Genomic DNA, 10246 nt, shown 5'->3' on the forward strand with positions numbered 1-10246 from the left:
ACTTTGGTATTTAATAATAACAAGTAGCGAATTGATAAACTTTATGATTCAAAAAGGCCCTTCATTATGACTTTGCTCTGGATACCCCTGTTATCCTTATTAGGCAGTGTTATTTCTGCATGCACCGGCAAACTTTCTCGAAATCAGGCAACGAGCCTAACGGCTATTGCGCCTTTAGCCGCGCTTGCAATTACACTTTATCATGCGCCTGCGGTTCTCGCGGGAGAAACCATTCGTTTTAGCGCGCAGTGGATACCTGCTTTAGGGCTGGATATTTCCTTACGCTTAGATGGATTGAGTTTACTGTTTTTATTTATGATTTTAGGAATAGGGCTGCTGGTTATTTTGTATGCCCGTTATTACCTAAGTCAAAACGATTCACTGCCAAAGCTATTTAGTTACTTAATGTTATTTATGACCGCCATGCTGGGCATTGTTATGTCAAACAATGTGATTCAGTTATGGGTATTTTGGGAGCTAACCAGTATTAGCTCGTTCTTGTTGATTAGTTACTGGTGGCATAAATCAGAGGCGCGCAAGGGGGCGCGTATGGCACTGGCGGTAACCGGTGCGGGTGGTTTAGCATTACTGGGCGGCTTAATGCTGCTAGGTGATATTGTTGGAAGCTACAACCTAGACACTATTTTAGCTAGCAAAGCGATTATTCAATCACATGATTTATACGAATTAGCGCTGGTGCTAGTATTACTAGGCGCCTTTACCAAGTCTGCACAATTTCCGTTTCATTTTTGGTTACCCCACGCCATGGCAGCACCTACGCCTGTTAGTGCCTATTTACACTCTGCCACTATGGTAAAAGCGGGTATCTTTTTACTTGCGCGTTTTTATCCAGCACTGGCGGGTACCGACACTTGGTTTTTATTAGTCGGTTTGACGGGTTTAACTACACTTTTATTTGGCGCTTACATTGCGCTATTCAAACATGATTTAAAAGGCTTATTAGCCTATTCAACAATTAGTCATTTAGGCCTAATTACTCTATTACTCGGCCTAGACACACAACTTGCAACCGTAGCCGCTATTTTTCATATTATTAACCATGCTACGTTTAAAGCGTCGTTATTTATGGCCACGGGTATTATTGACCATGAAACCGGCACGCGTGATATGCGCAAACTCAATGGCATGTGGCGCTACTTACCTTATACAGCCACATTGGCGATGGTGGCCGCTGCCGCTATGGCGGGTGTACCGCTATTAAATGGTTTCTTGTCAAAAGAAATGTTTTTTGCTGAAACACTGCATCAGCAAGTACTTGGCTCTATGTCGTGGTTAATTCCTGTGCTAGCAACCGTTGCAGGTGCGCTGTCGGTAGCGTACTCATCTCGCTTTATTCATGACGTGTTCTTTAATGGTGAACCGATAGACTTACCACGCACTCCTCATGAGGCACCACGTTATATGCGAGTGCCAATCGAAATCTTAGTGGTGCTGTGTATTTTAGTGGGGATTTTTCCGCACTTTGCAGTAGATGGTATTTTATCGGCTGCCTCATTGGCGGTGCTTGGCCAAGCTATGCCTGAGTACAAGCTAACTATTTGGCACGGTTTCAATTTACCTCTACTTATGAGTGGTATGGCGGTGATTGGTGGTTTATTTATTTACGTTAATCGTAAGTACTTATTTCAGTTTCAGGCGTCGTTACCCCCTTTTAATGCTAAAAAAATATTCGAGCGTTTTTTAGCGGTTGTGGTTAATTGGTGTCAAAACAAAATCCAATCAACAGAAAATGGCTCATTACAACGCTATGTATTTATTATGTTAGGCGTTGTATTACTTGCCTCAGGTTGGCCATTATTTGAAATGAAACAGCTAGCTGGCAGTGTACCTAACACCCCAGTTGATATTCAAAATGCTATAGGTGCAGGGCTACTGATTATTGGTGCTATTGCTACCGTTATTTGGCATCGAATTCGGATGGTGTCGTTATTAATGCTGTCGATTGTGGGATTAATGGTGTCGGTGGCGTTTACACGTTTTTCAGCGCCTGACTTGGCCTTAACGCAACTTACAGTAGAAGTTGCGACCATCATATTATTAATGTTGGCACTGTTTTTCTTACCGCAAAGCACGCCAAGAGAGTCAAGCTCATTACGTATTTTACGTGATGTGGTTATTTCCTCTACGGTGGGGGTAATTATTGCTAGTATTTGTTATGCATTACTGACCCGTCCTCTTAACTCAATTTCTGAATTCTTTGTCGCTAATGCTAAAACAGGCGGTGGGGGTACTAACGTTGTTAACGTTATTTTAGTTGATTTTAGGGGCTTTGATACCTTAGGTGAAATCACCGTGTTAGGGATTGCAGCACTGGGTATATTTAAGCTGTTATCAAGAATTCCGCTTTATATGCCAGCAAGCGACAGTGAAGGGCGCCCATGGTCTAAAGACCGTCACCCTATTTTATTGGCTTGTATTTCACAAAGCTTATTACCATTGGCGCTATTAGTATCCGCTTATATTTTCTTACGTGGTCATAACTTACCGGGCGGTGGATTTATTGCCGGCCTCGTGACCTCTATTGCCTTTATTTTACAATATATGGCCCATGGTACTGCGTGGATTAATGAACGTTTTGATGTTAACTATCGAAAAATTATTGCATCAGGTATCGCTATCGCCATGTTTACGGGTGTCGGAAGTTGGTTCTTCGATAAACCATTCTTAACTACCTGGTTTGATTACTTTGATATTCCGTTTGTTGGTAAAACAGAGCTAGCTAGCGCCATTGTATTTGACTTGGGCGTGTACTTAACCGTCGTTGGCGCGACGCTAATGATCCTTGCGAGCTTAGGTAATATGACAGCGAACGCAGAGAAAGAAGAGGTAAATATTTAATGGAACTGTTATACGCATCTTGCGTTGGCGTGCTAGTCACCTGTGGTGTGTTCTTATTATTAAGAGCGCGCACATTCCCAGTGGTATTGGGGCTGACAATGATTTCTTACGCGGTTAATTTGTTTTTATTCTCATCAGGGCGCTTAACTATCAATAAAGCGGTGGTACTTGGAACTGGCGCTGATTACGCCGATCCGCTGCCACAAGCCTTAGTATTAACAGCTATTGTGATAGGATTTGCCATGACTGCGTTTGTGGTTATTTTATCGATACGAGGGCGAGCAGATTTAGGGAATGATCATGTTGATGGCACCCTAACCAGAAGTAAACGCAAGGAGAGAAAATGATTCAGCATTTAGCATCTTTGCCTGTTTTAATGCCTATGCTAGCGGCAATCATTCTGCTACTGCCACCGTGTGGCAAAAGTTTATTTGCACGGCGATTAACTTCAAGCCTAATGGCTATTTTAACCTTTGTAATTACAGTATTACTGCTGGTTCAGGTTAAAGATAACGGGATTATTGTTTATGCAATCGGTAACTGGTCAGCGCCGTTTGGTATTGTATTGGTAGCAGATATGCTCTCAACTTTACTGGTTACTTTAACCGCCTTTTTAGGCCTTGGTGTGGTTTTATATGGGTGTGCCGGCGATGACGAGCAAGGCAGCTTTTTCCATCCCTTGGTTCATTTTTTAATATTAGGGGTAAATGGTGCGTTTTTAACGGGCGATTTATTTAACGTCTTTGTCTTTTTTGAAGTGTTACTAATTGCTTCTTATGCGCTATTAATGCACGGCGGCGGTAAACCAAAAACACGTGCAGCACTGCATTACGTTATTTTAAACTTAGTTGGCTCAAGTGTATTTTTAATCGGCTTAGGTATTTTATATGGGGTATTGGGTACCCTAAACATTGCTGATATGGCTAATAAAGTACCGCAGTTAACCGGTGATGATGTTTATTTAGCTAAAGCGGGCGGGTTACTATTGCTTGTGGTATTTGCCCTTAAAAGTGCACTATTACCACTGCATTTATGGCTCCCAAATGCCTATTCAAGTGCGACACCTGTGGTTGCTGCATTATTCGCGATTATGACCAAAGTAGGTGTTTACGCCACTTTACGCGTATATACAGTGGTATTTGGTGAGCAAGCCGGTGAACTTGAGCATATGGCGCAGTCTTGGCTATGGGCGTTGGCCATTGCTACCATAGTGATTGGGGCAATCGGGGTGTTGGCAGCACAAGATTTACGTAAGCTTACCGCAAACTTAGTACTGGTTTCTGTGGGTACTTTAGTGGCACTGGTTGCACTTCAAAATATAAACGCCACAGCTGCACTATTGTATTATTTGGTGCACTCAACGTTAGTGACTGCAGCACTATTTTTACTGGCTGATTTAATTGCAACTCAGCGAGGTAAAGCCGGCGACAGATTAGTTGGCGGACGCGCAGTTAAACAACCATTCTTGTTGGGAGCGTGTTTTATTATCGCTGGACTAACCGTCATAGGTATGCCGCCACTTTCAGGTTTTGTAGGTAAAATTTGGATTTTAAAAACCACCTTAAACAGTGAGCAAGCACTGGTATTTTGGCCTGTTTACTTAATTATGAGCTTAGCGTTAATTGTTGCTATATCACGTGCAGGCACGAGTTTGTTTTGGGAGCATAAAGACAAAGGCGGTGAGGCTGCTGATGTTGCTAATGCACATCCGTTGCAAGTTATCGTACTTGTTGGCCTGCTCACAAGCTCAATACTGTTGGTTGTTTTTGGTGATTTGGCAACGCAATATGCACTTGAAACAGCAACACAACTTCATGATATTAGTGGTGGTATTAATGCGGTACTCAAGGGAGGTCTGTAATGCGCTTAGAAGCTCGTTTTCGTTGGTTACCCACACCGTTTCGTAGTCTATTTTTATTTATAGTATGGCTATTATTAAATAACAGTGTGTCTGTAGGGCATATTATATTGGGTGCATTGTTAGCACTGCTTATTCCTTTATTTAGTATGTCGTTTAGAGATCCACAACCACTCATATTAAAGCCTGGCTTGGCGTTTAAGCAGTTACTTATTGTGCTTTACGATATTATTGTGGCTAATTTACAAGTGGCCTTATTAATACTGGGCCCTTCAAAAAATTTACGTCCAGGTTTTGTTAAAGTGCCTATCGATTTAATGCATGAAATGCCAATTACTATTTTAGCTAGTTGTGTGTCTTTAACGCCGGGTACAGTAAGTGCTGAGGTTTATCCTCTCATTAAGTCACTTAATGAAGACGATGAACCGGCGCAGCGATATTTATTAATTCACGTGTTAGATTTAGATGATGAGCAAGCACTTATCAAACAAATTAAAGCACGCTACGAAGCTCCCCTAAAGGAGATATTTCAATGTTAGATACAGTATTACTGATTGTTTTTTCAATGGTTGGATTGTCATTACTACTAAATCTATGGCGACTTATTATTGGTCCATCAGTACCAGATCGTATTTTGGCGCTCGATACAATGTACATTAACGTTATTGCATTGATTATTTTATATAGCATCAGTATGGGAACAGGTTTATATTTTGAAGCCGCTTTGCTTATCGCAATGTTAGGCTTTATAAGTACGGTGGCAGTATGTAAGTATTTACTTCGTGGCGATATAATTGAGTAAGGTATTAAAATGATAAGTGAATGGATCGTATCAATATTGCTGTTATTAGGTGGGCTCTTTATTTTAATTGGCTCTATTGGCTTAATTAAACTGCCGGACTTTTTTATGCGTTTACATGGGCCAACTAAAGCAACCACTTTAGGGATGGCAAGTATACTCACGGCTGCGATGGTATTTTTTGCCAATTCAGCTAGTGGCTTAAGCGTAAAAGAAATATTAATCACTATATTTTTATTAATCACGGCGCCCATTAGTGGTTATATGCTAATTAAAACCGCTATTCATCATAAGTTAAAAGCCAAAGATGGAACGAAAGGACTCGATAATATCGAAAAAGATTAACCCTAACAAACGACAAAAAGCCGAATAATGGTAGTTATTCGGCTTTTTGTTTTTTTGGTTGTTCCCATTTACAACACTTATTGAACATGTGAGTATGGCGTAAATTCAAATACAAAAAGGATATTAATATGGGTAAGGTATTACTTTTATCACTACTTATTTTTTCAACTAACTTATATGCAGCGCAAACTACTAAGCAACAAAAAATTGATGAGCTGGTAGAGGTGATGGATATGGACGCTATGGTTGACTCTATGTATTCTCAAGTTGAGGGCATGATGCAAAATATGTCGGTGCAAATGGGGGTAAAGCCAGATGAAAAGCCAATATTTGACAAATATTATGCCGATATGACTAAGGTGCTAAAAACCAAAATGAGCTGGCAAAAAATGCAGCCTATGATGGTTAACCTTTATGATAAGCAATTTAGTGAGCAAGAGATTAGCGATATGCTCGATTTTTATAAAACAGAGTCAGGGCAAGCTATTTTGAAAAAAATGCCACAGGTGATGCAAGCATCTATGCAAATGTCACAATCTCTAGTGCAAGAAGCCATGCCTGAGATCCAAGCAATTGCTGAGCAGCTAGGTGAAGCACTTAAACAATCGCGTAGCGAAGCTAATTAAATATAGTTAACCTAACTCGTAGCAAAATAACGTCTACATTTTCTAGCAGTCACTATTTTGTGACTGCTGTATTCTTCCTCTTCTTTAAGCAAACGTAATCACTTATTTAATGTGCCGATAACGCATTCTCTGAGTTTTAAAATAGCGGTTGACCTGTGTGTTACACATAGGTTTATTATGTCACTATTAAAACCCGATGGAGTGAGTTATGTATGTTAAACAGCTAGCTAAAATGATGGGAGTGACCCAAGATACAGTGCGGCACTACACGCGTATAAAGCTACTTAAACCCATTCGTAGCCAAAACAATGGCTATCAGGTGTATACCAAAGACGATCAACAACGTTTAAAGTTTATTATTAGTGCACGGCAACTCGGTTTTTCTATTAAAGATATTCAGCAAATAGTTGCTCAATCGGAGCAAGGGAATTGCCCATGCCCACTGACACGACAATTAATAACTAAACGGCTCGAAGAAACAGAGCGGCTATTTCAAGAAACATTCAAACTAAGAACGCGTATGCAAGCTGCGGTAAAACAGTGGGAAAACTCAAGCGATGGTGCTGTAAGTGCTGATATATGTAGTTTAATTGAGACCTTTGTAGATCCCCTTAACGAACAAGTGAGTTCCGAGGAAGCAAAATGAGCAACAATAAAGACACAGTGCTAAATTTTATAATTGAAGGTGCCAATTGCGGCAGCTGCGTCGCAAAAATAGAAAAAGCGCTAAAAAGCGTATCAGGTGCGCAGCGTGTTGAAATGAACTTTGCTGATCGCAGTGTGCAAGTTGAAGGCAATGCGCCATCAGCTGAGCTGATTGAAGCAGTCGAAAATATTGGTTACAAGGCTAAGCCAATGAATAGCGAGTCGGAGCAAGACGCGCTAGATGAAAAAGCCAAAGCCGATAGCGCACACTATAAAAAGCTAATGCGAAATATGGTATTGGCGCTAGGCGTTGGCGCTCCGCTTATGTTGTATGGGCTTATTTTTGATATGAGTGTTACCACCAACGCGCAGCGCATTGGCTGGTTTATTGTTGGTATAGTCACTTTAGTGGTTATGGCCATTGCGGGTAAACAGTTTTACAACGGCGCATGGCAGTCATTTAAAAACCACACCGCCAATATGGATACACTGATTGCGTTGGGCACAGGTACCGCGTGGTTGTATTCTATGGTGGTAGTCATTGCGCCAAGCGTGTTACCCGAGGTGGCCAGGCATGTTTATTTTGAAGCCTCAGCGATGATCATCGGTTTAATTAGCCTAGGCCTTGCCTTTGAAGTAAAAGCCCGCGGTCGTACTTCTGAGGCGATAAAACGCTTAATCGGTTTGCAGCCAAAAACCGCTCGGGTAGTGCGTGATAACGAAGAGCAAGATATAGCTATTAGTGAGGTACTAAAAAACGAGACTGTGCGTGTACGCCCCGGTGAAAAAATCCCCGTGGATGGTGAAGTCATTGAAGGTCGCAGCTCAGTGGATGAGTCAATGCTCACGGGTGAGCCTATGCCAGTGAACAAAAGTGAGGGCGATACCGTTGTTGCAGGCAGTATTAATAAAAGTGGCACGTTGCTATTTAAAGCTACCCATATTGGCAGTGAAACCACACTTGCCAGTATTATTAATATGGTTAAACGAGCACAAAATTCTAAACCCTCCATAGGGCGTTTAGCCGATGTAATATCCGGCGTATTTGTTCCTACGGTAATGATTATTGCAGTGCTCGCGGGCCTTGCATGGCTTAATTTTGGCCCCGAGCCGAGCATTGCTTATGTGGTAGTGGCCGTGACCACGGTGCTTATCATTGCCTGTCCGTGTGCGCTGGGTTTAGCAACCCCTATGTCAATTATGGTTGGGATAGGTAAAGCCGCTGAATCGGGAATACTTATTCGTAATGGAGAAGCGCTGCAAACCACCTCTAAAATAACCACCATGATTTTAGATAAGACTGGCACGATCACAGAAGGAAAACCCACCGTTACCGATATCATTAATTTTAATGACAGCGATAAAGTACACGTGCTAAAGCTTGCCGCTAGTCTTGAAAGCGGCTCCGAACATCCTTTAGCGCAAGCTATTGTAAGTTATGCTGAGAATGAAGATATCACGATTGAAAAAGTCAGCGATTTTAACGCTGTGACGGGGCAAGGTGTTACAGGCAGATTAAATGGACAAACTTTATTGTTTGGCAATGAAGCGCTTATGAGCCAACACAATATCAGTATTGCAGAGGCAAAAGAGCAAGCTGAGCAATTAGCCAGCGCCGCTAAAACGCCAATGTATTTTGCTATTGATACCCAACTACAAGCCATTATAGCGGTAGCCGATCCGATAAAAGACGATTCAGCAGAGGCCATTAAACGTCTACAAAAAAAAGGTATCCATGTTGTTATGCTGACCGGTGATAACCAAGCTACCGCCAGAGCCGTCGCTAACAAAGTCGGTATTAAGGACTTTATTGCCCAAGTAATGCCTGATGACAAAGCCAGTGAAGTAACTAAACGCCAAGCTAAAGGTGAAATAGTCGGTATGACGGGTGATGGTATAAACGATGCGCCGGCACTGGCACAGGCTGATGTTGGGTTTGCTATTGGCACTGGCACCGATGTGGCGATAGAGAGCGCTGATATCACCTTAATGCGTGGTTCATTACAGAGTCTTGGCGATGCCATTGCGGTTAGTAGCGCCACTATAGTCAATATTAAGCAAAATTTATTTGGTGCATTTATTTACAATGTGGCAGGTATTCCAATTGCTGCGGGGCTGTTATATCCATTCTTTGGTATATTACTCAACCCGGTTGTTGCAGGTGCTGCTATGGCGTTGTCATCACTAACTGTGGTCACAAACGCCAATCGCCTGCGCTTTTTTAAACCCAGTAAATCGTAATTTTATAAATAGGAGTAGCATTATGTTGATGATCAATATACTCGGCGCGTTGTTAATTGCGGTTATTATTTACTGGTTTTGGCTATACAAACCTAAGCAAGTGCAGAGTAATAATAACAAAATAACGATAGTGGTTAATAACGCCGTTTATTATCCTGCCCATATTAAAGTGGCTGCTGATAAAAAAATAACGCTGACGTTTAATCGACAAGACAGCGCCCCATGCGCCGAAACGGTGGTGTTTCCTTCACTCGATATCAGTAAAACGCTCGCTATGGGTGAGAATAACACTGTTGAGCTGCCGGCACTTAAAGTGGGTGAATATGCTTTTCATTGCCAAATGCAAATGTATAAAGGCACGTTATTAGTGTCTTGAATATCAGATTAATAAAACTAAAAATGGCTCTGATGCGTATGTTCAAGTAGAAAACTTAGAAGGCGTAGTATGAATAAATTAAATCCTAAAAAACTGCTTAATAGTAAATGGACAGCGATCCCAGCAATTAATAAGGAAAAACATTTTATTATTGTTGAGGTTGAGTTTGATGAAGACGGCAACGTCGTTGAATGTATCACTGAGGCGGTAATGTCAAAAAACCAATACCCAATTCAGTGGCGCGATTTAAAAGATCAACAAAAATGGCTGCAAGGTTGGAAATAAAGCAGACTTTGTAAAACACATTGCTCATGCTCATAGCCCTTATGAGTATGAGCGACTAGTTTATTGTTTTTTAGAACAACACATTGCTAGCGACTCTCCTCTAATACAGCTTTTTTCATCCCAATTCGCCATTTGGCAACAAAACGATAGTTTTTAAATCGTTCTTCAAAAGTTTTTATAAAAATAATCTAAATATTATTTTAGTTTTTATA

11 protein-coding genes are annotated in these 10246 nt (G+C 41.3%); all 11 read left to right on the forward strand.

Annotated elements, in window-relative coordinates; all coding sequences use genetic code 11:
* Positions 1-66 precede the first annotated feature (66 nt).
* The 11 genes from A9479_RS16565 (at position 67) to A9479_RS16615 (ending at position 10034) form a co-directional block, all read left to right on the forward strand.
* On the forward strand, positions 67-2859 hold the full coding sequence (locus tag A9479_RS16565; protein WP_028835352.1) for a monovalent cation/H+ antiporter subunit A: 2793 nt from the start codon (positions 67-69) through the stop codon (positions 2857-2859).
* Positions 2859-3206: a Na+/H+ antiporter subunit C gene (locus A9479_RS16570; protein ID WP_013464542.1), complete on the forward strand. Its 348-nt coding sequence runs from the start codon at positions 2859-2861 to the stop codon at positions 3204-3206. Before A9479_RS16565 ends, A9479_RS16570 begins: the two co-directional genes overlap by 1 nt.
* Complete coding sequence (locus A9479_RS16575; RefSeq protein ID WP_024602786.1) at positions 3203-4720, forward strand: monovalent cation/H+ antiporter subunit D; 1518 nt, start codon at positions 3203-3205, stop codon at positions 4718-4720. The genes A9479_RS16570 and A9479_RS16575 overlap by 4 nt, the downstream gene beginning before the upstream one ends.
* Positions 4720-5256, forward strand: a complete 537-nt coding sequence (locus A9479_RS16580; protein ID WP_016899457.1) for a Na+/H+ antiporter subunit E — start codon at positions 4720-4722, stop codon at positions 5254-5256. Before A9479_RS16575 ends, A9479_RS16580 begins: the two co-directional genes overlap by 1 nt.
* Positions 5250-5519: a K+/H+ antiporter subunit F gene (locus A9479_RS16585; RefSeq protein ID WP_008114565.1), complete on the forward strand. Its 270-nt coding sequence runs from the start codon at positions 5250-5252 to the stop codon at positions 5517-5519. The genes A9479_RS16580 and A9479_RS16585 overlap by 7 nt, the downstream gene beginning before the upstream one ends.
* Positions 5520-5528: 9 nt before the next feature.
* On the forward strand, positions 5529-5861 hold the full coding sequence (locus A9479_RS16590) for a Na+/H+ antiporter subunit G (protein ID WP_013464546.1): 333 nt from the start codon (positions 5529-5531) through the stop codon (positions 5859-5861).
* A gap of 128 nt (positions 5862-5989) precedes the next feature.
* Entirely contained in the window at positions 5990-6487 is a 498-nt protein-coding gene (locus A9479_RS16595) for a DUF2059 domain-containing protein (protein WP_064664053.1), read from the forward strand.
* Between the two features lie 208 nt (positions 6488-6695).
* Entirely contained in the window at positions 6696-7133 is a 438-nt protein-coding gene (locus A9479_RS16600; RefSeq protein ID WP_064664054.1) for a MerR family transcriptional regulator, read from the forward strand.
* Positions 7130-9373, forward strand: coding sequence for a heavy metal translocating P-type ATPase (locus A9479_RS16605; protein ID WP_064664055.1), 2244 nt, complete (start codon positions 7130-7132; stop codon positions 9371-9373). Before A9479_RS16600 ends, A9479_RS16605 begins: the two co-directional genes overlap by 4 nt.
* A 22-nt stretch (positions 9374-9395) precedes the next feature.
* Positions 9396-9749 carry a cupredoxin domain-containing protein gene (locus tag A9479_RS16610; protein ID WP_064664056.1) on the forward strand — a complete coding sequence of 118 codons (354 nt, stop codon included), beginning with the start codon at positions 9396-9398 and terminating at the stop codon, positions 9747-9749.
* Positions 9750-9818: 69 nt separating this feature from the next.
* Positions 9819-10034, forward strand: coding sequence for a TIGR02450 family Trp-rich protein (locus tag A9479_RS16615; protein ID WP_033103890.1), 216 nt, complete (start codon positions 9819-9821; stop codon positions 10032-10034).
* Positions 10035-10246 lie beyond the last annotated feature (212 nt).

The organism is Pseudoalteromonas sp. MQS005 (assembly GCF_001661605.1).
GTDB classification, from domain to species: domain Bacteria; phylum Pseudomonadota; class Gammaproteobacteria; order Enterobacterales; family Alteromonadaceae; genus Pseudoalteromonas; species Pseudoalteromonas tetraodonis.

Bases quoted from the DNA above. Each gene is read 5' to 3' on its own strand.
- A9479_RS16575 (WP_024602786.1), top strand. From the start codon at position 3,203: ATGATTCAGCATTTAGCATCTTTGCCTGTTTTAATGCCTATGCTAGCG.
- A9479_RS16615 (WP_033103890.1), top strand. From the start codon at position 9,819: ATGAATAAATTAAATCCTAAAAAACTGCTTAATAGTAAATGGACAGCG.
- A9479_RS16610 (WP_064664056.1), top strand. From the start codon at position 9,396: ATGTTGATGATCAATATACTCGGCGCGTTGTTAATTGCGGTTATTATT.
- A9479_RS16605 (WP_064664055.1), top strand. From the start codon at position 7,130: ATGAGCAACAATAAAGACACAGTGCTAAATTTTATAATTGAAGGTGCC.
- A9479_RS16595 (WP_064664053.1), top strand. From the start codon at position 5,990: ATGGGTAAGGTATTACTTTTATCACTACTTATTTTTTCAACTAACTTA.
- A9479_RS16570 (WP_013464542.1), top strand. From the start codon at position 2,859: ATGGAACTGTTATACGCATCTTGCGTTGGCGTGCTAGTCACCTGTGGT.
- A9479_RS16580 (WP_016899457.1), top strand. From the start codon at position 4,720: ATGCGCTTAGAAGCTCGTTTTCGTTGGTTACCCACACCGTTTCGTAGT.
- A9479_RS16590 (WP_013464546.1), top strand. From the start codon at position 5,529: ATGATAAGTGAATGGATCGTATCAATATTGCTGTTATTAGGTGGGCTC.
- A9479_RS16600 (WP_064664054.1), top strand. From the start codon at position 6,696: ATGTATGTTAAACAGCTAGCTAAAATGATGGGAGTGACCCAAGATACA.
- A9479_RS16585 (WP_008114565.1), top strand. From the start codon at position 5,250: ATGTTAGATACAGTATTACTGATTGTTTTTTCAATGGTTGGATTGTCA.
- A9479_RS16565 (WP_028835352.1), top strand. From the start codon at position 67: ATGACTTTGCTCTGGATACCCCTGTTATCCTTATTAGGCAGTGTTATT.